Annotated in this window: 22 protein-coding genes; 17 read left to right on the forward strand and 5 right to left on the reverse strand. The window is 67.8% G+C overall.

Annotated elements, in window-relative coordinates:
* Positions 1 to 274: NAD(P)H-hydrate dehydratase (locus N416_RS21200; RefSeq protein ID WP_036456958.1), on the forward strand; the 274-nt coding region annotated here is incomplete at its 5' end.
* 12 nt (positions 275 to 286) lie between these two features.
* Positions 287 to 1,672, forward strand: a complete 1,386-nt coding sequence (locus N416_RS0101295; protein ID WP_024440329.1) for a glutamate decarboxylase — start codon at positions 287 to 289, stop codon at positions 1,670 to 1,672.
* A 74-nt stretch (positions 1,673 to 1,746) separates the two neighbouring features.
* On the opposite strand, the gene N416_RS0101300 is transcribed toward N416_RS0101295, so the two are convergent.
* Positions 1,747 to 2,619 carry a hypothetical protein gene (locus N416_RS0101300; protein WP_024440330.1) on the reverse strand — a complete coding sequence of 291 codons (873 nt, stop codon included), beginning with the start codon at positions 2,617 to 2,619 and terminating at the stop codon, positions 1,747 to 1,749.
* A 162-nt stretch (positions 2,620 to 2,781) separates the two neighbouring features.
* On the opposite strand from N416_RS0101300, the gene alr reads away from it, so the two are divergent.
* From alr to N416_RS0101355, 11 genes are all read left to right on the forward strand, one after another.
* Complete coding sequence (alr, locus tag N416_RS0101305; protein ID WP_024440331.1) at positions 2,782 to 3,936, forward strand: alanine racemase; 1,155 nt, start codon at positions 2,782 to 2,784, stop codon at positions 3,934 to 3,936.
* Complete coding sequence (locus N416_RS0101310; protein ID WP_024440332.1) at positions 3,926 to 5,032, forward strand: alpha/beta fold hydrolase; 1,107 nt, start codon at positions 3,926 to 3,928, stop codon at positions 5,030 to 5,032. Before alr ends, N416_RS0101310 begins: the two co-directional genes overlap by 11 nt.
* The gene (gene tsaE, locus N416_RS0101315; RefSeq protein ID WP_231383951.1) at positions 5,007 to 5,486 is read left to right on the forward strand and encodes a tRNA (adenosine(37)-N6)-threonylcarbamoyltransferase complex ATPase subunit type 1 TsaE; all 480 of its coding nucleotides are present in this window, start codon (positions 5,007 to 5,009) and stop codon (positions 5,484 to 5,486) included. The genes N416_RS0101310 and tsaE overlap by 26 nt, the downstream gene beginning before the upstream one ends.
* Complete coding sequence (locus tag N416_RS0101320) at positions 5,483 to 6,568, forward strand: bifunctional tRNA (adenosine(37)-N6)-threonylcarbamoyltransferase complex dimerization subunit type 1 TsaB/ribosomal protein alanine acetyltransferase RimI (RefSeq protein ID WP_024440334.1); 1,086 nt, start codon at positions 5,483 to 5,485, stop codon at positions 6,566 to 6,568. The genes tsaE and N416_RS0101320 overlap by 4 nt, the downstream gene beginning before the upstream one ends.
* Entirely contained in the window at positions 6,565 to 7,587 is a 1,023-nt protein-coding gene (tsaD, locus tag N416_RS0101325; RefSeq protein ID WP_024440335.1) for a tRNA (adenosine(37)-N6)-threonylcarbamoyltransferase complex transferase subunit TsaD, read from the forward strand. Before N416_RS0101320 ends, tsaD begins: the two co-directional genes overlap by 4 nt.
* A 250-nt stretch (positions 7,588 to 7,837) precedes the next feature.
* The gene (gene groES, locus N416_RS0101330; RefSeq protein WP_024440336.1) at positions 7,838 to 8,140 is read left to right on the forward strand and encodes a co-chaperone GroES; all 303 of its coding nucleotides are present in this window, start codon (positions 7,838 to 7,840) and stop codon (positions 8,138 to 8,140) included.
* A gap of 91 nt (positions 8,141 to 8,231) precedes the next feature.
* The gene (gene groL, locus N416_RS0101335; protein ID WP_024440337.1) at positions 8,232 to 9,851 is read left to right on the forward strand and encodes a chaperonin GroEL; all 1,620 of its coding nucleotides are present in this window, start codon (positions 8,232 to 8,234) and stop codon (positions 9,849 to 9,851) included.
* Positions 9,852 to 10,134: 283 nt separating this feature from the next.
* A complete protein-coding gene (locus N416_RS0101340; protein ID WP_231383952.1) occupies positions 10,135 to 10,608 on the forward strand; it encodes a lipocalin family protein in 474 nt (157 codons plus the stop codon).
* A gap of 206 nt (positions 10,609 to 10,814) precedes the next feature.
* Positions 10,815 to 11,915 (forward strand): ferritin-like domain-containing protein, encoded by a 1,101-nt coding sequence (locus N416_RS0101345; protein ID WP_024440339.1) that lies wholly within the window; start codon positions 10,815 to 10,817, stop codon positions 11,913 to 11,915.
* Positions 11,916 to 12,123: 208 nt separating this feature from the next.
* Positions 12,124 to 12,423 carry a GlsB/YeaQ/YmgE family stress response membrane protein gene (locus tag N416_RS0101350; protein ID WP_024440340.1) on the forward strand — a complete coding sequence of 100 codons (300 nt, stop codon included), beginning with the start codon at positions 12,124 to 12,126 and terminating at the stop codon, positions 12,421 to 12,423.
* A 12-nt stretch (positions 12,424 to 12,435) separates the two neighbouring features.
* Positions 12,436 to 12,714 carry a hypothetical protein gene (locus N416_RS0101355; protein ID WP_024440341.1) on the forward strand — a complete coding sequence of 93 codons (279 nt, stop codon included), beginning with the start codon at positions 12,436 to 12,438 and terminating at the stop codon, positions 12,712 to 12,714.
* A gap of 113 nt (positions 12,715 to 12,827) precedes the next feature.
* Here N416_RS0101355 and N416_RS0101360 read toward each other — a convergent pair whose 3' ends face one another.
* Both N416_RS0101360 and N416_RS0101365 read right to left on the reverse strand, forming a co-directional pair.
* Complete coding sequence (locus tag N416_RS0101360) at positions 12,828 to 13,139, reverse strand: DUF732 domain-containing protein (RefSeq protein ID WP_024440342.1); 312 nt, start codon at positions 13,137 to 13,139, stop codon at positions 12,828 to 12,830.
* A 247-nt stretch (positions 13,140 to 13,386) separates the two neighbouring features.
* A complete protein-coding gene (locus N416_RS0101365) occupies positions 13,387 to 13,677 on the reverse strand; it encodes a WhiB family transcriptional regulator (protein ID WP_024440343.1) in 291 nt (96 codons plus the stop codon).
* Positions 13,678 to 13,930: 253 nt separating this feature from the next.
* On the opposite strand from N416_RS0101365, the gene N416_RS0101370 reads away from it, so the two are divergent.
* Entirely contained in the window at positions 13,931 to 14,746 is an 816-nt protein-coding gene (locus N416_RS0101370; protein WP_024440344.1) for a hypothetical protein, read from the forward strand.
* On the opposite strand, the gene N416_RS0101375 is transcribed toward N416_RS0101370, so the two are convergent.
* Positions 14,737 to 15,141: a DUF5319 domain-containing protein gene (locus N416_RS0101375; RefSeq protein WP_024440345.1), complete on the reverse strand. Its 405-nt coding sequence runs from the start codon at positions 15,139 to 15,141 to the stop codon at positions 14,737 to 14,739. The two genes, N416_RS0101370 and N416_RS0101375, sit on opposite strands and share 10 nt — an antisense overlap.
* A gap of 198 nt (positions 15,142 to 15,339) precedes the next feature.
* On the opposite strand from N416_RS0101375, the gene guaB reads away from it, so the two are divergent.
* The 3 genes from guaB to N416_RS0101390 all read left to right on the forward strand — a co-directional run bounded on the left by guaB (position 15,340) and on the right by N416_RS0101390 (position 19,914).
* Positions 15,340 to 16,872, forward strand: coding sequence for an IMP dehydrogenase (guaB, locus tag N416_RS0101380; RefSeq protein WP_051190144.1), 1,533 nt, complete (start codon positions 15,340 to 15,342; stop codon positions 16,870 to 16,872).
* A 73-nt stretch (positions 16,873 to 16,945) separates the two neighbouring features.
* Entirely contained in the window at positions 16,946 to 18,085 is a 1,140-nt protein-coding gene (locus N416_RS0101385; RefSeq protein ID WP_192830945.1) for a GuaB3 family IMP dehydrogenase-related protein, read from the forward strand.
* 98 nt (positions 18,086 to 18,183) lie between these two features.
* The gene (locus N416_RS0101390) at positions 18,184 to 19,914 is read left to right on the forward strand and encodes a GMC oxidoreductase (protein WP_024440348.1); all 1,731 of its coding nucleotides are present in this window, start codon (positions 18,184 to 18,186) and stop codon (positions 19,912 to 19,914) included.
* 4 nt (positions 19,915 to 19,918) lie between these two features.
* Here the strand turns inward: N416_RS0101390 and N416_RS0101395 are convergent, their stop codons facing one another.
* Positions 19,919 to 22,279: a glycoside hydrolase family 65 protein gene (locus N416_RS0101395; protein WP_024440349.1), complete on the reverse strand. Its 2,361-nt coding sequence runs from the start codon at positions 22,277 to 22,279 to the stop codon at positions 19,919 to 19,921.

The following is a 22,279-nucleotide window of genomic DNA, read 5'->3' on the forward strand; positions in this document are numbered from 1 at the left end:
GGCGAAGCTGGGACCGGCGCATCAGGGCGGCCCGGTTTATCTCAACCCGGCCGGCGGATCCTGGGCGGCCACCGCAGGTTCCGGTGATGTGCTGTCCGGGATGATCGGCGCGCTGTTGGCTTCGGGGCTGCCTCCCGCTCAGGCCGCTGCCGCCGCCGCGTTCGTGCACACCCGCGCCGCCGCCGCCTCGGCCGCCGACCCCGGACCCGGTGACACCCCGACGTCGGCCTCGCGCATCCTGGCCCACATCCGTACCGCCCTGGCCCAGCTATAGAGGAGAGTCTCAGTGACCCATTCGCACCCGTCCGTGCCGGCGCATGCCATCGCTCCCGCCTACACCGGCCGGATGTTCACCTCGCCGGTCCCGGCGTTGCGGTTGCCCGACGACCCGATGGACCCGCAGACCGCCTACCGCTTCATCCACGACGAGTTGATGCTCGACGGCAGTTCCCGGCTGAATCTGGCCACGTTCGTCACCACCTGGATGGATCCCGAGGCGTCGACGCTGATGGCGGAGTCGTTCGACAAGAACATGATCGACAAGGACGAATACCCGGCCACCGCGGCCATTGAGCAGCGCTGCGTGTCCATGGTCGCCGATCTGTTCCACGCCGAGAACCTGCGCGACGATGACCCCGCCAGCGCGATCGGGGTGTCCACCGTCGGGTCCAGTGAGGCGGTGATGCTGGGCGGGCTGGCGATGAAGTGGCGCTGGCGGGCCAGGGTCGCCGATTGGCAGGGTCGCACGCCCAACCTCGTGATGGGCTCCAATGTCCAGGTGGTGTGGGAGAAGTTCTGCCGCTACTTCGACGTCGAACCCCGTTACCTGCCGATGGCCGAAGACCGCTACGTGATCACGCCCGAGCAGGTGATCGACGCCGTCGACGAGAACACCATCGGGGTGGTGGGCATCCTGGGCACCACCTACACCGGCGAGCTCGAACCCATCGAGCAGATCTGTGCGGCACTGGACACCCTTGCCGCCGGCGGCGGGCCGGACGTGCCGGTGCACGTGGACGCGGCCAGCGGGGGCTTCGTGGTGCCCTTCTTGCACCCAGACCTTAAGTGGGATTTCCGGCTGCCGCGGGTGGTCTCGATCAACGTCAGCGGCCACAAGTACGGCCTGACCTATCCGGGCATCGGCTTCGTGGTGTGGCGCAACGCCGACTATCTGCCCGAGGAGCTGGTGTTCCGGGTCAACTACCTGGGCGGCGATATGCCGACGTTCACGCTGAACTTCTCCCGGCCGGGCAACCAGGTCGTCGGCCAGTACTACAACTTCCTGCGGCTGGGCCGCGCCGGCTACACCGAGGTGATGCGGACCCTGTCCGACACCGCCCGCTGGCTGAGCCATCAGTTGGCCGCTTCGGAGCACTTCGAGGTGATCAGCGACGGCTCGGCGATCCCGGTGGTGAGCTGCCGGCTGGCCGGTGAGCACGGCTACACCGAGTTCGACGTGTCCCACGAGTTGCGCACGTTCGGCTGGCAGGTGCCGGCCTACACCATGCCGGAGGGGGCCGAGGACGTCGCGGTGTTGCGCGTCGTGGTCCGCGAGGGGCTGTCGGCGGACCTTGCCCGCGCGCTCTTCGACGACATCATGAAATCGGTGACCGCCCTGGACAGGCTCAAGCCGGCGGGCCATTACGACGATCAGCAGCACTTTTCGCACTGAGCCTTCCCGCCGAGTGTGTGGTTTGGTCGGGAAAATGACCCGTGGCCCGACTAAACCACACACTCGATGCGGGGTCACCAGGTTTTCGGGCAGCCGCGGCCGACCAGAGCCGCCCCGACTCGGTCCAGGAACCGGCCAGGAGCCACATGCAGCGTGCGACTCGTCAGCTTCATGTCGACCCAGCCGAGTTCGAGAAGGGCGTTGTAGCGCTCGGCGTCACGCTCCCGCTGCTTGGGATCGGTCCAATGGTGGGCGCCCTCGAAGTCCACGCCTACCAAGTACTCCTTCCAGCCCATGTCGACTACGGCGACGAGTTGGCCGTAGTCGCCATACACCGGAATCTGGGTCTGGGGCCGCGGAAAACCGGCCTGCATGAGGATCAACCGCGTGAGCGATTCGTATGGTGACTCGGCGCCGCCGTCGACAAGCGGCAGCGTTTCGTCGAGTTGCCGCAGGCCCCGCGCACCGCGGTGAGCGTCGGCCACCGCCTCCACATCGACGATCTTGAGATCAGTGGCGTTCATCAGGGCGTCGATACGCTGAACGCCCTCGCTGAGAGCCAGGCGCCTTCCCAGGTCGAACGCGGTGCGCGCGGCCGTGGTCACCGGAAGTCCGCTCACTACTCGAACTTCGCCGGCCAGCAGTGTGTCGGTGTGCACGGTGAGCAGCGGTGGTGCCCGCCGGTTGCTGTGGACGAGTTCCGCGGGTTTGTCGGAGTCGATCCACTTAGCGCCGAGCATCGCCGATGCCGACAACCCGGCGAGCACGCCCCGCCGACGCGACCAGAGCCAGGCGGCCCGGGCCCGCTGCGTCGCCGAGAGCGCTGCCTCGCGCGGCACCCAAACGCCGGGGTAGACGGCGGTGTAGTCGCGCCGCAGTTGGGCACGGGTCACCGCGCCGACGGCCAGCGCCTCGGACGCCCGAAATGGCCCCTGCCGGGTTCGCATGTCAGCAGGCTGGCACGCGGGCGGGTCGCGGTGCCGCCGCTGATTCACCGGCCGCCGCCGAGGGTGTGTTCTCGGTCGCAAAACGGCCGCTGAGCCGATCAAACCCCACCCTGGATGATCCGGCGGGCCGGTTTGGCAGGTTCTGGGACAATCGACGCTGACATGACTGCCGTATCCCGAACGTCCGGTCTGCTCGCGCAAGCGCTGGTGGACCTGGACGCCATTGCTCACAACGTGCGGGTGCTGGATGAACACGCCGGCGCCGCCGGGGTGATGGCTGTGGTCAAGGCCGACGGTTACGGCCACGGCGCGGTCCCGGTGGCACGTGCCGCGCTGGCCGCCGGCGCGGCCGAACTCGGCGTCGCCACCGTCGACGAGGCTCTGACGTTGCGGGCGGCCGGCGTCACCGCACCCGTGCTGGCATGGCTGCACGGGCCGCACACCGACTTCGCTCCCGCCCTGGCCGCCGACGTACAGATCGCCGTGTCGTCGGTGTCCCAGCTGGGCGAGCTGCTCGACGCGGTGCGACGTACCGGCCGGACCGCGACCGTCACGGTCAAGGCCGACACCGGCATGAACCGCAACGGGGTAGGCGCCGCCGACTTTCCGGAACTGGTGACCGCGCTGCAGCGAGCCGTCGCCGACGACGCGATCCGGGTTCGCGGCCTGATGTCCCATCTGGCCTGCGCCGATGAGACTGCCAACCCGATCAACGACGTTCAAGCCCAACGCTTTTCCGATCTGCTGAGCGTGGCCCGCGAGCAGGGGCTGAGGTTCCCGGTCGCCCACCTGGCCAACTCGGCCGGGGCCATGACCCGCCCCGATCTGGCGTTCGACATGGTTCGGCCCGGGATAGCCATGTACGGCCTGAGTCCGATCCCCGAACGTGGTGACATGGGTCTGATTCCGGCGATGACGCTGAAATCTCTTGTGGTGCTGGTTCGTCCGATCAAAGCCGGGGAGGCGGTCTCCTATGGCCAGACCTGGGTCGCCCCGGTAGACACCACCGTGGCGCTGGTACCGATGGGCTACGCCGACGGAGTGTTCCGGCCGCTGAGCGGACGGTTCGACGTGTTGATCAACGGCCGGCGTCGGCCCAGCGTGGGCCGGGTGTGTATGGACCAGTTCGTCGTCGATCTGGGCCCCGGCCCGGTCGACGTCGCCGAAGGTGACGAAGTCGTCCTGTTCGGGTCCGGAGCAGACGGCGAACCGCTGGCCCAGGACTGGGCCGACGCGTTGGGCACCATCCACTACGAGGTGGTGAACAGTCCCCGTGGACGGGTCGCCAGGACGTATCGGGGCACCGATGGCCGATAATCGGCGCGGGTCACGGCGGGCCGGCGGTTGGCTCGCGGGGATGGCCGGCCTGGCCGCCGTCGGCACCCTCGCCGGAAGCACTGTCGCGCGGTCGGTAACACGCCGCACCACTGCCGAAGACGCTTACGCCGACGAGGATTTCGAGATCTTCGACCACGACCACAGCTCGGTGGTGGTCACCGATGACGGTGTCGAACTGGCGGTGCGCGACACCGGTCCGCGTAACGCACCGTTGACCGTGGTGTTCGCGCACGGATTCTGCCTGCGGATGGGGTCTTTCCACTTTCAGCGGGCGCGACTGGCGGCCGAGTGGGGCGATCAGGTGCGCATGGTCTTCTATGACCAGCGCGGTCACGGCGATTCCAGTGTCGCGCCTCCGGGGACCTACACCGTGCCGCGACTCGGCCAGGATCTGGAGGCAGTGCTGACCGCGGCCGTGCCGCGCGGCCCGATAGTGCTGGTCGGGCATTCGATGGGCGGCATGACCGTGTTGGCGCATGCTCGGCAGTTCCCCCGGCGCTACGGCAGGCGGATCGTCGGTGCGGCATTGATATCGTCGGCCGCCAAAGGTGTTTCGCGGTCCCCGCTGGGCCAGATCCTGCGCAACCCGGCGCTGGAGGCCGTGCAGTTCAGTGTGCGCTACGCGCCGAAGTTGGTGCACCGCGGCCGCGGCGCGGTGCGGGGGGTGATCGCACCGATTCTGCGGGCCGCCTCCTATGGCACCGACCAGATCAGCCCGAGTGTGGTGGCGTACTCAGAGGAGATGATGCACTCCACCCCGGTCGCCACCATGGTGGGCTTCTTGCACGCCCTGGAAGTGCATGACGAGAGTGCGGCGCTAACGACGCTGGCCAAGATCCCTACCCTGGTCGCCTGTGGCGACCAGGACCTGCTCACCCCGCCGGGGTACTCGCGAGCGATGGCGGCCACGTTGTGGGATTGTGAGCTGGTGATCGTGCCCGGGGCCGGGCATCTGGTGCAGTTGGAGGAACCCGATGTCATCGACGAGGCGCTGGTGCGACTGGTGGAGCGGGCCACTCCGCGCCGTGGCATGCTGACGCACCGGTTACGTGGGAAGGCCGGGCGCAGTGGCTGATCCGCAGGAGGCGACCTTGGCCACCGCCGAGGACACTGTTGCGCTGGGAGCTCGGCTGGGTGAACAGCTGCGTGCTGGCGACGTGGTGGTTTTGTCCGGACCGTTGGGTGCCGGTAAAACCGTGTTGGCCAAGGGGATCGCCACGGCACTCGATGTCGACGGCCCAGTCACCTCGCCGACGTACGTGCTGGCCCGCGAGCATCGGGCTCGCCGGCCCGGCAGCCCGGCGATGATTCACGTCGACCTCTACCGGCTGCTCGACGAGTCGGGCCTGGACCTGTTGGCCGAGCTGGACTCTCTAGACCTTGACACCGAACTCGACGACGCGGTCGTGGTGGTCGAGTGGGGCGAAGGACTGGCCGAGCGGCTCTCCGAACGGCACCTCGACATCCGGTTGGACCGCGCCGCGGACTCCGAGACGCGCACCGTGAGCTGGCGGTGGCACGCGCCGTGACCCGAGCGATTCTGACCATCGACACCGCCACCCCCGCCGTTACCGCGGGTGTGGTGGTCCTAGATGAGGCCGGCCGGCCGGCCGTGTTGGCCGAACGGGCCACCCCCGACGCCCGGGCGCACGCCGAACGACTGACCCCCAATGTGCTGGACGCCCTGGCTGACGCCGGCCTGAGCATGGCCGAGTTGACCGCGGTTGTGGTGGGGTGCGGGCCGGGACCGTTCACCGGTCTACGGGTCGGGATGGCCAGCGCTGCCGCCTACGGACACGCCCTGGGCATTCCGGTCTACGGCGTGTGCAGCCTGGACGCGATCGGCGTGCGCACCACGGGGCCGGTCCTGGTGGTCACCGACGCCCGCCGTCGGGAGGTCTACTGGGCGCGCTACCGCGACGGTGCCCGGGTCGCGGGCCCCGCGGTATGTTCGCCGGCCGACGTCGACCCCGCGGATGCCGTCGCGGTCGCCGGCTCGCCCGCGCATACCGAGCTGTTCGACCTGCCGGTTCTCGACATCACCTACCCGACTCCGGCCGGACTGGTTGCCGCAGTGCGGGATTGGAATACGACGCCGGAATCGCTGGTCCCGCTGTACCTGCGCCGCCCCGACGCCAAACCGGCGGCGACGGCCGCGGTGCCGGTGACGCTGGGCGCACTGGAGGACAGCGATGCGGTGCGCTGCGCCGAATTGGAAGCCCAACTGTTCGGCGACGACGACCCATGGCCGGCCGAAGCGTTCAGCCGGGCGATCGCTGCGGGAGACAACCATTACGTCGCCGCCCGGATCGGCGATGCCGTGGTGGGCTACGGCGGAATCGCGCGGTTGGGGCGCACCGCACCGTTCGAATACGAAGTGCACACCATCGGGGTGGACAAGGCCCATCAGGGCCGCGGCATCGGGCGGCGGCTACTCACCGACCTGCTGGACTACGCCGACGGGGGCGTCGTGTACCTGGAGGTCCGGACCGACAACGCTCCGGCGATCGCGCTCTACCGCGACGTCGGCTTCGTCGAGACCGGACTGCGTAAGCGCTACTACCGCAATGGTGCCGACGCCTACACGATGCGACGGGAGCCCCCGGCATGACAGTAGTGCTGGCCATCGAATCCTCTTGCGACGAAACAGGTGTCGGCATCACCCGCTTGGAAGCCGATGGCACCCTGACGTTGCTGGCCGACGAGGTGGCCTCCAGCGTGGAGGAGCACACCCGATTCGGCGGGGTGGTGCCCGAGGTCGCGTCGCGGGCACACCTGGAGGCGTTGGGGCCGACCATGCGCCGGGCGCTGGCGACGGCAGGGGTGGACAAGCCTGACGTGGTCGCGACCACCATCGGGCCGGGACTGGCCGGGGCGCTGCTGGTGGGTGCGGCCGCGGCCAAGGCCTATGCGGCGGCCTGGGGCGTGCCGTTTTACGCCGTCAACCACTTGGGCGGCCACCTGGCCGCCGACGTCTACGCCCATGGACCACTGCCGGAGTGCGTGGCTCTGCTGGTGTCTGGCGGCCATACCCACCTGCTGCATGTGCGGTCGCTGGGGGAGCCGATCGTCGAGCTGGGCAGCACCGTCGACGACGCCGCGGGGGAGGCCTACGACAAGGTGGCCCGCCTGCTCGGGCTGGGCTACCCGGGGGGGCGGGTGCTCGATGAACTGGCCCGCACCGGCGACCGGGATGCGGTGGTCTTCCCGCGCGGGATGACCGGCCCGCGCGACGACCCCTACGTGTTCAGCTTCTCCGGGCTCAAGACCGCGGTGGCCCGCTATGTGGAGCGCAACCCCGATTTCGTCCCCGCCGACGTGGCTGCCGGTTTCCAGGAATCGGTCGCCGACGTGCTGACCGCCAAGGCGGTCCGTGCGGCCACCGACCTCGGGGTCAGCACTCTGCTGATCGCCGGCGGGGTAGCCGCCAACTCCCGCCTGCGGGAGCTCGCCGAACAACGCTGCGCGGCAGCGGCAGTGACGCTGCGCATCCCGCCGCTACGGTTATGCACCGACAACGGGGCGATGATCGCGTCGTTCGCGGCGCAACTGATCGCGGCGGGCGCTCCACCGTCGCCGCTGGACGTGGCCACCAACCCGGGCCTGCCGGTGGTGCAGGGCCAGGTGTAGGTGCCGGCGACGGCAACGTGCGATCGGTTCGGTTGCCGGACGCTACCTGGGAAATGATCTCGGCACCGGGGTCACCTTGAGTGCTAGCACTCTCATGTATAGAGTGCTAGGTGGCAGTCGGTCGATTCTCGCTCGGCACCCGCGACGACGACGCGAGGGTTCGCACGAATGCCGAACACCTTAAGTAAGTACGTTCCGATGGGCTCGGCATCGGCCGGGTCGCATCCAGACAATGTGGAGGGCTCCAATCGTGGCGAGCGTGAACATCAAGCCACTCGAGGACAAGATCCTCGTTCAGGCCAACGAGGCCGAGACCACGACCGCTTCCGGTCTGGTCATTCCGGACACTGCCAAGGAGAAGCCGCAGGAAGGCACTGTCGTCGCCGTCGGCCCCGGCCGCTGGGACGAGGATGGCGACAAGCGGATCCCGCTGGACGTCAAGGAAGGCGATGTCGTCATCTACAGCAAGTACGGCGGCACCGAGATCAAGTACGGCGGCCAGGAGTACCTGATCCTGTCCGCGCGCGACGTGCTGGCCATCGTCGGCAAGTAGCCACGAAGCAACCACCGTGCCCGCCCCGGAGATCCCCGTTTTACGGGTGATGTCCGGGGCGGCACGCGTAGAGAAAAGGGCTTAAACAGCTATGAGCAAGCAGATTGAGTTCAACGAGGCCGCGCGCCGGGCGATGGAAGCCGGCGTCAACAAGCTCGCCGACGCGGTCCGGGTGACGCTGGGGCCGCGCGGCCGCACGGTGGTGCTGGCCAAGTCCTTCGGCGGCCCGACGGTGACCATGGACGGCGTCACCGTGGCCCGCGACGTGGACCTGGAAGACCCGTTCGAGAACCTCGGTGCCCAGCTGGTCAAGTCGGTCGCCACTAAGACCAACGACGTGGCCGGCGACGGCACCACCACCGCCACCGTGCTGGCCCAGGCCATCATCTCCGGCGGGCTGCGCAACGTTGCGGCCGGCGCCAACCCGATCCCGCTGGGCGCCGGTATCGCCAAGGCCGCCGACGCGGTGTCTGAAGCGCTGCTGGCCGCGGCCATCCCGGTCTCCGGCAAGGAATCGATCGCGCAGGTGGCCAACGTGTCCTCGCGTGACGAGGAGATCGGTGAGCTGGTCGGCGAGGCGATGACCAAGGTCGGCAGCGACGGCGTGGTCAGCGTAGAGGAGTCCTCGACGCTGTCTACCGAGCTGGAGATCACCGACGGTGTCGGCTTTGACAAGGGTTTTCTGTCGGCGTACTTCGTCACCGACTTCGACTCGCAGGAAGCCGTCCTCGAAGACGCGCTGATCCTGCTGCACCGCGACAGGATCAGCTCGCTGCCGGACCTGCTGCCGCTGCTGGAGAAGGTCGCCGAGGCGGGCAAGCCACTGCTGATCATCGCCGAGGACGTCGAGGGCGAGCCACTGTCGACTCTGGTGGTCAACGCAATCCGCAAGACGCTCAAGGCCGTTGCCGTCAAGGCGCCCTACTTCGGTGACCGCCGCAAGGAGTTCCTGGAGGACCTCGCGATCGTCACCGGCGCCCAGGTGATCAACCCCGACGTGGGCCTGACGCTGCGGGAGGCCGGTCTGGACGTGCTGGGCACGGCACGGCGGGTGGTGGTCAGCAAGGACGACACCGTGATCGTCGACGGTGCCGGGAGCGCCGAGGCCATCGCGGGACGGGTCAAGCAGCTGCGCGCTGAGATCGAGGCGACCGACTCCGACTGGGACCGCGAGAAGCTCGAAGAGCGGCTGGCCAAGCTGGCCGGCGGCGTGGCCGTGATCAAGGTCGGCGCAGCCACCGAGACCGCACTCAAGGAGCGCAAGCACCGCGTCGAAGACGCGGTCGCGGCGGCCAAGGCTGCGGTGGAGGAGGGCATCGTCACCGGTGGCGGCGCGGCGCTGGTGCAGGCCCGCGCGGCGTTGTCGGAGCTGGCGGCCTCGCTGACCGGCGACGAGAAGCAGGGCGTGCAGGTGTTCGCCGCTGCGCTGAGCGCGCCGCTGTATTGGATCGCCACCAATGCCGGGGTGGACGGTGCCGTGGTGACCAGCAAGGTCGCCGAGTTGCCGGTCGGGCAGGGCTTCAACGCCGCCACGCTGTCCTACGGCGACCTGGCTGCCGACGGTGTCATCGACCCGGTCAAGGTGACCCGCTCAGCGGTGCTCAACGCCGCGTCGGTGGCGCGGATGGTGCTGACTACCGAGACCGCTGTGGTCGACAAGCCGGCTGAGCCGGAGGACCACGGCCACGGTCACGGGCATCACCACCATTAGGAATTGAAAGTCGAAGCGCCCCCGGCCATTCGGGTCGGGGGCGTTTTCATTCGCTTCTGCGTATCAGCGCAGAGCGATGGAGACGCGGACTTTCGGCCCTGTAGGAGCAGAGCGCGGACGCAGTACGCTTTCACCCGGAGCGTTAGTAGCGCCAGTCACGTGCTGAAGCAGCAGGGTGACGAGAAGTCACCTTCGGAACGGTCGCAGGTGCCACGGGCGCGCGGCCAGAGAGGGGTCCGTCACGGGCCGACCATCTGAAGTCACGTCGGTCAGCTCGCTGGACTTGGACCGCTACCTCGGGCTGTGGTACGAGATCGGACGGCTTCCGCTCCGGTGGGAAGCCCCCGAGTCCACCGACATCACCGCGAACTACACGCGCCACGACGATGGCAGCCTGCGTGTCGACAATCGGTGCATCGACGAGAACGGCAAGCCGTCGCAGGCGATCGGCTGGGCGACGCCGGTCGACGGCCAACCGGGCCGGTTGCAGGTTACGTTCCTGCCGGAACTGCTGCGTTGGATACCGTTCACGAAGGGTGACTACTGGGTGCTGAAGATCGACGACGAATACTCAGTTGCTCTCGTCGGCACCCCTAACCGCAAGAACCTGTGGCTCCTGGCCCGCGAGCCGGTGATCGACCCTGCGACGCGGGAGGCCTACCTGGCTGAGGCGACTCGGCAGGGGTTCGACCTCGACGGGTGGATCGTTCCGAAGCAGTCCGGTGCACGCGTCACCGACGACCAGCTGAACGGCTGACAGAGCCGAATCCGCGGTACTTGCGCGCCTTGATTTTGTGGCGGACGGTTGAAGCCAGTTCGCTCGAGAACGCCCCTGGTCCTGATGGGCCGGGCGTTTTCGTACGTTCGGTTTCCCGCCCCGACATGCTTGACGCGCCGCGGCCGGCGGCGCAGTGTGATACACGTCATAAGACCACTGGTCACACCCGGTAAAGGCGGCAGCGCATGACCACAAGGGACAAGTACACGACCGTGCCCGACCCCTACTCGTGGGAGGTCGCCAGCGCCGGAGACGCGCGCTTCACCTGGGAGTACGACGACGGGCGGGGCCGCCTGCTATCGCTGTATCAGAAGGGGAAGGACAAGCAGTGGGACGCCCAGTCGCGCATCGACTGGTCCCAAGACGTCGACCCGATGAACCCGATCGGTCTGCCCGACGAGTTCCACCCCCTGTTTGGCAGCCCGATGTGGGACGCCGCCGACGACGCGCGTCGCGCCGAGATGCGCCAGCACTTCCAGTCCTGGCAGTTCTCCCAGTTCCTGCACGGGGAACAGGGCGCGATGGTGTGCGCGGCCAAGATCGTCGAAGTGGTCCCGGATCTGGACGCGAAGTTCTACGCGGCCACCCAGACCATGGACGAAGCCCGCCATGTCGAGGCGTTTTCGCGGTTCCTGCAGGACAAGGCCGAGATGGTCTACCCGATCAACAAACACCTGACCGCACTGCTGGGCGATACCCTGCGCGACTCGCGTTGGGACATGCCCTACCTGGGGATGCAGGTCCTCATCGAGGGGCTCGCGTTGGCCGCCTTCGGGGTACTGCGGGACATGTCAGCACCGGATTCCCTGGCCAAGAAGGTACTGGCCTACGTCATGCAGGACGAGGCTCGCCATGTCGCCTTCGGCCGAATCTCGTTGAAGGACTACTACTCCGCGCTCACCGAGGCCGAACGCGATGAACGTGAAGAGTTCGTCGTAGACGCCTGCTACCTGATGCGCGACCGATTCCGTGGGGAGGAGGTCTTTGAGACCCTTGGCATGAACGTCAAAGAGTGCGCGGAATGGGTCGACTCGTCACCGTTGATGATCCAGTTCCGTTCGCACCTGTTCAGCCGCATCGTGCCGATCGTCAAGGACATCGGGCTGTGGGGCACCAAGGTGCAGAAGGCATTCCGAGACATGGGTGTGCTCGACATGGCCGGTTTCGACATCGAGGCGTTGATGAAGGCCGATGAGGATCAAGCTGAATCCCTGGACCGGGCTCATGCCGAGATGGCCGCGCGCGCCGTCGAGGTCAACGACGTGATCGCGGCGGGCGCGAGCTGACTTTGGCTGGCCGAAGCGGTTCGCCTGCCACCTGCCGAAGGGTGCGACATAACTCGGAGCGGGCGAATGCATTTGCATCGGTTATCAATTCATTTCCGGTTCAACTGTGAAGAGCGCGCGAGAGGTGATTAGTCTCCGCGTGAAACGGGTATGAATCCTCCGCGGCGTTGACCTCAACGGCGCTAAAGGTGTCGAAAAGGAGATCACCATGAACGCAGTGGCGGCCACCGAATTCTTGGCCCGTTCCACAACGTTGACCAGTGTGGGGTGGATCGGCTACATCGTGATCGGCGCTATCGCCGGCTGGATCGCGGGTATGGCCATGAAGACCAAATATGGCCTGTTCACCGACGTAATCGTGGGCGTAGTCGGAGCGTTGATCGGCGGGTTCCTGCTCAGCTTCGTCGTGGATACGGCGAGCGGCGGCTGGTGGTTCACCCTGTTCACCGCAATATTGGGCGCGATCATCCTGCTTTGGCTGGTGCGCCTATTCGGGCGCGAGGCGTAGGGAGTGACGAGAATGAAAAGCATTGCATTTGCCGCCCTCGCACTGGGCGTGCTCATTTCCAGTGGTTGCTCGGCGTCGCAGGTGATCAACACCGGCGGCGACACCAAGTGCAAGGATTTCGTCGAACAGGACGAGAAGAAGCAGGACGACGAAATCAGCAAGATGCTCAAAGACAAGAGCGGTGCCGATCCATCGAATCTGGAGATCTCGGCCACGCGCCTGTCGGTATCGACCTACTGCAAGACGCTGGGCAAGCCGGAGAGCAAGATATCTGAGGCGCCGCACGGCTGATCTCACGTTCGGAACCGATAGGCACCAGCACTGGCGTGCTGGTGCCTATCGGTGTCAGAAGAATTCGTTGAAACAGCGGCGCGAGGTCATCGGGCGGGCGACTGGCAGGGCTGTTAGAGGGTGTCGGGGCACAGGTGATGCTGCGCGGCATTGATCAGCATGCGTCCCTTGTCGACGTCGTTCGGGTTCACTTGGGCCAGTGTCTGTTCGGGCTTCTCACCCAGACGCAGCCGGTTGCAGGCCATCCAACCGTTGGCCACCACCACGCCGTCGGGCAGCTGCTGGTCGCCCAGCGTCAGGCCCGGGAATCCATTGGACCGCAGTTCATTGAGGAATCCCTCGTCATCAGCGCTCGCGATGGGTGCGCCGATGAGGCCGACGGCGAACCCAGCTGCGATGGTTCCGAACAGCAGGTGCTTTCTCACCGGGCACTCCTTGCTCTTCTTTCCCCCGCAGGCCCGCGGGCTGCCGAAAGAAAGCGTAATGGCGCAGGTGGCCGGTGATCGCCAGAACCGAGTGATCTGCGCTCAACTCAGCGATCACACCGCTGCTGCACGTAACGATCGCCTCGCCGGGGGAGGTGCAGTGGGGCGAACAGCCCCCGGGAAACCCGGGGGCTGCTCAGGGTGCCCACGAGCCGCGGATGTGACGCCGCGGCCGGTCGGGAAGCGATTAGCCGCTGGGGCGCAGGTTGCAGCGCAGTGCGGCGTGCCGCTCGGTTTCAGACATGCCGCCCCAGATGCCATAGGGCTCACCTACGGCGAGTGCGTGCGTCCGGCACTGTTCCAGCACCGGGCAATTGCGGCACCACTTCTTGGCGTTCTGCTCGCGCTGGGCCCGGGCGCGGCCGCGTTCTCCGTCGGGCGGGAAGAACACCGATGAGTCGACCCCTCGACACGCTCCCCGAAGCTGCCAATCCCATACGTCCGCGTTGCGGCCGGGCAATTGCTCAACCTGTGGCATGGGAACCCCTCTCAAAACGCTGTTGGGGCCGGATCTTTGGGGATGCGGCTTGTCGAGCGGTGGGTGGTGCGCGTAAAACAGCGCCGGCTGTCTTCCGGCGCCGAAGGGACGGTAACTAAACGATCTGAAGTAAAACCAACGCGATGGTTAAGAAAGGCTGGCCTAAAAGAGTGGAGTTTCCGTGAGAGTGGATGTTATTCCGCATTCTGTGGAGTGGTTATGTGAAGGCGGTACCGCGTAACGTCGCGCAGCGATGATCGACGACCCGAATGCAGTCCTCGTTGCCGCCGCGTTCGGCGACGAACCCGGCCGCTGGCCCCTGCCGGCGGCGACCAATCCCCGGCAGCGGTGGCTGCGTGCCGTCGCGGCCGGAGGCCAAGGGCGCTACGCCAGTGCCGCCGCCGATCTGGCGGCGTTGTTGCGCGAGGTGCCGGCCGGGCCGCTGGCCTCCCTGGCATACAGCACCCGGGGCTCGTTCCTGCGCCAACTCGGCGGTCACGATCGGGCCCGCGTCTTCGACGGCCGCGCGCTGGCGCTGGCCCTCAATGACCGCGAAGTCGACCCTGAAGCCCGCGCCGATGCGCTGGTCGGGCTGGCCGCCGACGCCCTCGGAGTGGGGCGTTTCGCGGCGTCGGCGGCACTGCTGGCCCGCGCCGAACCGGAGCCGTCCACCGCGCCGGCGCGCCTGGCGGTGCGCCGGCATTGGGTGACCGCGGAACTGGCGATGGTCACCGGCGATGGAGTCGCCGCGGTGCGCCATGCCGAGCAGGCGTGCGAGCTGGTGAGCGACGGTATGACGCGACACCGGGTGAAAAGTCAGGTGGTGCTGGCCGGCGCGCTGTGTTGCGCGGGGAACCTCGACCGAGCACGCGCCGTGTCCGAGGCCGCACTGCAGCACACCGGCCGGCTGGGGTTGATTCCCCTGCAATGGGCGTTGGCGTGCATGCTGGCCGATTTGAACGACGCCGCCGGCGCGCACACGGCAGCAGAGTTACGCGGCCTGCGTGACGACGCCGCGCAGCTGGTGGTCCACCGCGGTGGAAACTGGCAGCGACCTGATCAGCGGTAGCCGTCGGCTTCCGAGGTCGCCCCGTTGAGCGACGCATCGGCATAACCGCGGCAGTAATCCCACGTCACGTAGCTGTCCGGCTCCGGGTCGTAGGCCGGCTCGTGCGGGCGGACGGTGCCGTCGATCAGCAGCTGCAGCAGGTTGGCGCGCAGCATGTCCCAGTCGTGGTAGTGGTCCTGTTGGCAGTCGTCGCAGCAGACCACCAGGCCGCGAATTCCTCTGTGCGCCAGCAGCGCTTCATAGACCGCCAGATCTGCGAGGTCGGCCTCGACTGCGGTCCGTTCCTGCGGGTCGAGCGGCTGGCCCGGTTCGACTGCGTCCAGTGCGGCAGACGGGTCATGCGGATCGTCGGCGAACGGGTCGGGCGGCAAACCGGGTGGCAGGTGGTCACGCACGCCCATCAGGGTACGCAGTAGCCCTGACAGAACGCCAGCGGTGGGCCAAGGGGCCCGCCCGGAGACCAAGGGTGGTGGCGGGCGAAGGCGGCTGCGCGCCGCCATTAAGATGGAATTCTCACCCCGGTTTTGTAGTGGAGGCTCCCAGATGGCCGTTGGTTGTCCAAAACAGAGGTCAGCGCTCCGATGACTGGTGCCATGGGTCCGCAAGACGATGCGGTATATGCCGGTGGCGCGCTCGACGGACAGTCCCCCAAGATCGCGATGCTGGGGCTGACCTTCGATGACGTCCTGCTGCTTCCGGCGGCATCCGACGTGGTGCCGGCTACCGCCGACACCGCGAGTCGGCTCACGCGCAACATCGCCCTCAAGGTGCCGCTGGTCAGCTCCGCGATGGACACCGTCACCGAGGCCCGGATGGCGATCGCGATGGCCCGCGCCGGTGGCATGGGCGTGCTGCACCGCAATCTGCCCGTCACCGAGCAGGCCGGCCAGGTCGAGACCGTCAAGCGGTCCGAGGCCGGCATGGTCACCGACCCGGTCACCTGTACACCGGAGAACACCCTGGCCGAGGTGGACGCGCTGTGCGCCCGCTTCCGGATCTCCGGGCTGCCGGTAGTGGACTCGCGGGGCCAACTCGTTGGCATCATCACCAATCGGGACATGCGCTTCGAGGTCGACCAGAACAAGCCGGTCGCCGAAGTGATGACCAAGACGCCGCTGATCACCGCACAGGAGGGTGTCTCCGCCGACGCCGCGCTGGGGCTGCTGCGCCGGCACAAGATCGAGAAGCTGCCGATCGTCGACGGCCACGGCAAGCTGACCGGACTGATCACCGTCAAGGATTTCGTCAAGACCGAGCAGCACCCGCTGGCAACCAAGGACAGCGACGGTCGACTGCTGGTCGGCGCCGCGGTGGGTGTTGGCGACGACGCCTGGGTCCGGGCGATGACGCTGGTGGACGCCGGGGTGGATGTGCTGATCGTGGACACCGCACACGCCCACAACCGCGGGGTGCTGGACATGGTGGGCAAGCTCAAAGCCGAAGTGGGGGAGCGGGTCGACGTGGTCGGCGGCAACGTTGCTACCCGAAGTGGCGCCGCCGCGCTGGTCGAGGCCGGTGCCGACGCGGTGAAGGTCGGGGTGGGCCCCGGCTCGATCTGCACCACCCGGGTGGTGGCCGGGGTGGGCGCCCCCCAGATCACCGCCATCATGGAAGCCGTCGCCGTCTGCGCCCCGGCCGGTGTGCCGGTGATCGCCGATGGAGGGCTGCAGTACTCCGGCGACATCGCCAAGGCGCTGGCCGCCGGCGCCTCGACGACGATGCTCGGCTCGCTGTTGGCCGGCACCGCCGAATCGCCCGGCGAGCTGATCTTCGTCAACGGCAAGCAGTTCAAGAGCTACCGCGGGATGGGTTCGCTGGGTGCCATGCAGGGCCGCGGTGGAGCCAAGTCCTACTCCAAGGACCGCTACTTCCAGGACGACGCGCTCTCCGAGGACAAGCTGGTGCCCGAGGGCATCGAAGGCCGCGTGCCGTTCCGGGGCCCGCTGAGCACGGTCATCCACCAGCTCACCGGCGGGCTGCGCGCGGCGATGGGCTACACCGGTTCGGCCACCATCGAGGCGCTGCAGCAGGCACAGTTCGTGCGCATCACCGCCGCGGGCCTGAAGGAAAGCCACCCGCACGACATCACCATGACTGTCGAAGCCCCCAACTACTACGTGCGCTGAGCAGGCGTTCGTCCCCGCGTCTGCGCGCAGACAAGCAGAGCAACAGAAACGAGGCTGACCCGTCATGCGTGACATGGTTGAGATCGGCATGGGCCGCACCGCCCGCCGGACCTATGAACTCGACGACATCAACATCGTGCCATCCCGGCGTACTCGTTCCTCCAAGGACGTGTCCACCGCCTGGCAGCTGGACGCCTACCGGTTCGAGATGCCGGTCCTGGCCCATCCCACCGACGCGCTGGTCTCCCCGGAGTTCGCCATCGAACTGGGCCGGCTCGGCGGGCTGGGGGTGCTCAACGGCGAAGGACTGATCGGCCGCCACGCCGACGTCCAGGCCAAGATCGCCCAGGTGATCGAAGCGGCCGCCAAAGAACCTGAGCCCTCGGCGGCGATCCGGCTGCTGCAGCAGCTGCACGCTGCGCCGCTGAACCCCGAACTGCTCGGCGCCGCGGTGGCGCGCATCAGCGAGGCCGGGGTGACCACCGCGGTACGGGTGAGCCCGCAGAACGCCGCAGCGTTGACCCCGGCGCTGGTGGCCGCGGGCGTCGACCTACTGGTCATCCAGGGCACCATCATCTCCGCCGAGCGGGTCGCCGTGGACCGCGACGGAGCCGGGGAACCGCTCAACTTGAAGACCTTCATCTCCGAGCTGGACATCCCGGTGGTGGCCGGCGGGGTGATCGACCACCGCACCGCGCTGCACCTGATGCGCACCGGCGCGGCCGGGGTGATCGTCGGCTACGGGTCCACCTCCGGGGTGACCACCTCCGACGAAGTCCTGGGCATCTCGGTGCCGATGGCCACCGCGATCGCCGACGCGGCCGCCGCGCGCCGCGAATACCTCGATGAGACCGGCGGGCGCTACGTGCACGTGCTGGCCGACGGTGACATCCACACGTCCGGGGATCTGGCCAAGGCGATCGCCTGCGGCGCCGACGCGGTGGTGCTGGGCACGCCGCTGGCCGGCGCGGCCGAGGCGCAGGGCGACGGCTGGTACTGGCCGTCGGCTGCCGCCCACCCCTCCCTGCCGCGTGGCGCGCTGATGCAGGTCGCCTACGGGGAGCGGCCCGGTCTGGCGCAGGTGCTCGAGGGCCCCTCCGACGACCCATTCGGCTCGTTGAACCTGGTCGGCGGGTTGCGTCGCGCGATGGCCAAGGCCGGCTACTGCGACCTCAAGGAGTTCCAGAAGGTCGGCCTGACCGTCGGTTCCTGATTTCGGCCCTGTCTTTGTCTCCGGGAGACGAAAACCGCGACGAAATGTAGCCTCGGCGACCCTGCTACCGCGGGTACCGGGTAGGGCATACTGATGCGATGGAGCCTGACTACGACGTCCTGATCATCGGCTCGGGTTTCGGCGGCAGCGTGAGCGCGTTGCGGCTGACCGAGAAGGGTTATCGGGTAGGCGTTTTGGAGGCAGGCCGCCGCTACGCCGACGCGGATTTCGCGAAGAACTCCTGGCATCTGCGCGAGTTTTTGTGGGCGCCGAAGCTGGGTTGCTACGGCATTCAGCGCATCCACCTGCTCAACAATGTCATGGTGCTGGCCGGTGCCGGGGTCGGCGGCGGGTCGTTGAACTACGCCAACACGCTCTATGTCCCGCCGGAGCCGTTCTTCGCCGACAAGCAGTGGGCGCATATCACCGACTGGCGTGCCGAGTTGATGCCGCACTACGACCAGGCCAAGCGGATGCTCGGCGTGGTCCAGAACCCGACCTTCACCGACGCCGACCGCATCGTTAAGCAGGTCGCCGATGAGATGGGAGTCGGCGACACGTTCGTGGCCACCCCGGTCGGGGTGTTCTTCGGCCCGGACGGCGCCAACGGTGCCAAGGAGCCGGGCAAGACCGTGGCCGACCCGTACTTCGGCGGAGCGGGCCCGAAGCGCACCGGTTGTATCGAGTGCGGCGAATGCATGACGGGCTGCCGCTGGGGTGCCAAGAACACCTTGGTCAAGAACTACCTGTATCTGGCGGAATCGGCTGGAGCGCAGGTGCATCCGATGACGACGGTGACTGCCTTCGAGCAGGGGGCCGACGGGCTATGGCAGGTGACGACGGTACGAACCGGCTTGCGCGCGCGCCGGCACCGCAAGACCTTCACCGCCCGGCACCTGATCCTGGCCGCCGGCACCTACAACACCCAGCGGCTGTTGTTCAAGATGCGCGATAAGGGCAAGCTGCCGAGGCTCTCCGACAAGCTGGGCGTGCTGACCCGCACCAACTCCGAATCGATCGTGGGCGCGGCCACCTTGAAGGTCAACCCGGACCTGGACCTGACCCACGGCGTGGCGATCACCTCCTCGATCCACCCCACCACCGACACCCACGTCGAACCGGTCCGCTACGGCAAGGGCTCCAACGCCATGGGGTTGTTGCAGACCCTGATGACTGATGGTTCCGGTCCGCAAGGAACCGACACCCCGCGGTGGCGCCAGCTGCTGAACCAAGCCGGCGAAGACCCCCGCAACATTTTGCGGCTGCTCAACCCCCGGGGCTGGAGTGAGCGCACCGTGATCGCCCTGGTCATGCAGCATCTGGACAACTCGATCACCACCTTCACCAAACGCAGCAAGCTGGGCATCCGCCGCTACAGCAGCAAGCAGGGCCACGGCGAGCCGAACCCGAGCTGGATTCCGGTCGGCAACGAGGTCACCCGCCGCATCGCCGCCAAGATCGACGGCGTGGCCGGCGGTACCTGGGGCGAGCTGTTCAACATTCCGCTCACCGCACACTTCCTGGGCGGGGCGGCGATCGGGGACAGCCCCGAGCACGGCGTCATCGACCCCTACCAGCGGGTGTACGGCTACCCGACCCTGGCGGTGATGGACGGCGCGGCGGTGTCGGCCAACCTCGGCGTCAACCCGTCCCTGTCGATCACCGCGCAGGCCGAGCGGGCCGCATCGCTGTGGCCCAACAAGGGCGAGGCCGACCTGCGGCCCACCCAGGGCGAGGCCTACCGGCGGCTCGACCCGATCGCGCCGAAGAACCCGGCGGTGCCCGACAGCGCCTTCGGTGCGCTGCGCTGGTCCTCCGGTATCGCCTGAGCGATCACCGCGCGACTTCCCGGCGGTGCATGGGTTCGCGGCCGGGCGGCTGCGTCGGAGTGGGCAGCAGCGGTTCGCGCCGACGGGCCGGCAGCGTCGTCGGGGACCGCGTACTCAGTTCGACCTCCTCGCCGGCATGGTTGATCGTCAGTCGGCCATCGGGGCCATCGCGCAGCGTGTAGGTGACCTTGCTGTGGTTGGCGTCGACCGTCACCCGAAACCCCCGCCAGCGCAACCCGAAACGTAGCCGTGAGATTCCGTCCGGCAGGGCGGGATCCAGCGACAGCACGCCGGCGTCGTCGCGCAGGCCGCCGAACCCGGCCACCAATGACAGCCAGGTCCCGGCCAGCGCCGCCATATGCAGGCCGTCGCGGGTGTTGTCGTGCAGATCGCGCAGGTCGACGAACGCCGTCTCGTAGGTGTAGTCGTGGGCCAACTCCAGGTGTCCCACCTCGGCGCACATCACCGCCTGGGTGCACGCCGACAGCGACGAGTCCCGTACCGTGCGCCGCTCGTAGTAGTCGACGTTGCGGGCCTTCTGCTCGTCGGTGAACGCATGGCTGCGCCACTGCATGGCCAGTAGCAGATCGGCCTGCTTGACCACCTGGGCCGGGTACAGCCGCACATAGGGTTCGCTGAGTAGCAGTGGGTAGGTGTTGCGGGTGTCGAAGTCCCATTCCGCGGCCGTGGTGAACCCGTCGCACTGCGGATGCACCCCGAGTTCCTCGTCGTAGGGAATGTGCGCCGCGTCGGCCGCGTCCCGCCAGCCCGCCATTTCCTCGGTGGTGACCCCCAACTCGTGGGCGGCATCGGGGTGGCGGGCGCATGCCTCGGCGGCGGTGCGCAGATTATGGGCGGCCATCAGGTTGGTGAACACGTTGTCCCGAACGATCGCGGTGTATTCGTCGGGACCGGTGACCCCGTACAGGTGCCACACCCCGTGCCGGTCGTGGTGCCCCAGCGAGCGCCAGAGCCGCGCGGTCTCGACCAGCACCGCCAGCCCGCACTCCTGCTCCACCGAGGGGTCGCCGGTGACCACCCGGTACTGCTCGAACGCCGCCGCGATATCGGCGTTGATGTGCCAGGCGGCGGTGCCCGCCGGCCAGTACCCGGAGCATTCTTGGCCACGGATCGTCCGCCACGGGAAAGCCGCGCCGGACAGCCCCAACTCGGTGGCGCGCCCGCGCGCGAGATCCAGCGTGGTCGCCCGCCAGCGCAGCGCATCGGCCGCGGCGTGCGGAGCGGTGTAGATCAGCACCGGCAGGATGAAGCTCTCGCTGTCCCAGAAGGTATGGCCGTCATAGCCGGTGCCGGTCAGGCCCTTACTGGGGATGGCGCGGCGTTCGGCGCGGGCGCTGGCTTGTAGCAGGTGGAACAGCGCGAAGCGGACCGCCTGCTGGCAGTCCGGGTCGCCGTGGACCTCGACGTCGGCACCGTCCCAGAACTCGTCGAGGTAGGCACGTTGGGCGTCGACCAGCCCCTGCCAGCCGCTGTAGCGGGCGCCGGTCAGCGCCGCGATGGCCTGATCGCGCAGCGCGGGCCTGGACCGCTCACTGGACCAGCCGTAGGCCAGGTATTTGACGATGCGCAGTTTCTGCCCGGGACGCAGTCCGCACACCACGGTGGTCGCCGCCACGTCGGGGATCGCTATCGTGGAGACCTGGACCCGCCCGGGTACCTCGACCTCGTGATCCATGGCGGCGGCCATCATCAGTTCGCTGGCGCGGGTGCGGTGCACCAGTACCGCACCGGTGTTGGTGTTCTCGCGTTCGACGGCCTCCAGTGGGTTCTCCAGGATCGCCGCAACCCGCGGGTCGTCGGAGGTCGGCGGCTGGTCCTCATTGGCGACCAGCTCGGATTGCACTGTCACACGGACGAATTCATCGACCGCCTCGACGACGTATTCGATGGCGGCGACGCTGCGCTGCGCGAGCGACACCAACCGGGTCGAATGCACCTTGACTTGCTTCTTCGCCGGTGAGCGCCAGTGGATGTGGCGGGTCAGGGTGCCCGCGCGCAGATCGAGGATCCGCTCGTGTTCGATCAGCTCGCCGTAGCGGACGTCCAGCGGTTCGTCGTCGACCATCAGCCGGATTATCTTGCCGTTGGTCACGTCGACCACGGTCTGCCCGGCCTGCGGGTAGCCGAATCCGGACTCGGCGTGCGGCAGCGGCCGCACCTCGTAGAACGAGTTCAGGTAGGTTCCGGGCAGGCCATGCGGTTCGCCCTCATCGAGGTTGCCGCGCAGGCCGATGTGCCCGTTGGACAGGGCGAACAGGGACTCCGTCTGCCCCAGCAGATCCAGGTCGAGGTGGGTCTCGCGGATCTGCCACGGTTCTATCGGAAAGTAATCTTGCGCGATCAT

Origin of the sequence: Mycobacterium sp. UM_WGJ (assembly GCF_000455125.1) — a bacterium.
Classification (GTDB): domain Bacteria; phylum Actinomycetota; class Actinomycetes; order Mycobacteriales; family Mycobacteriaceae; genus Mycobacterium.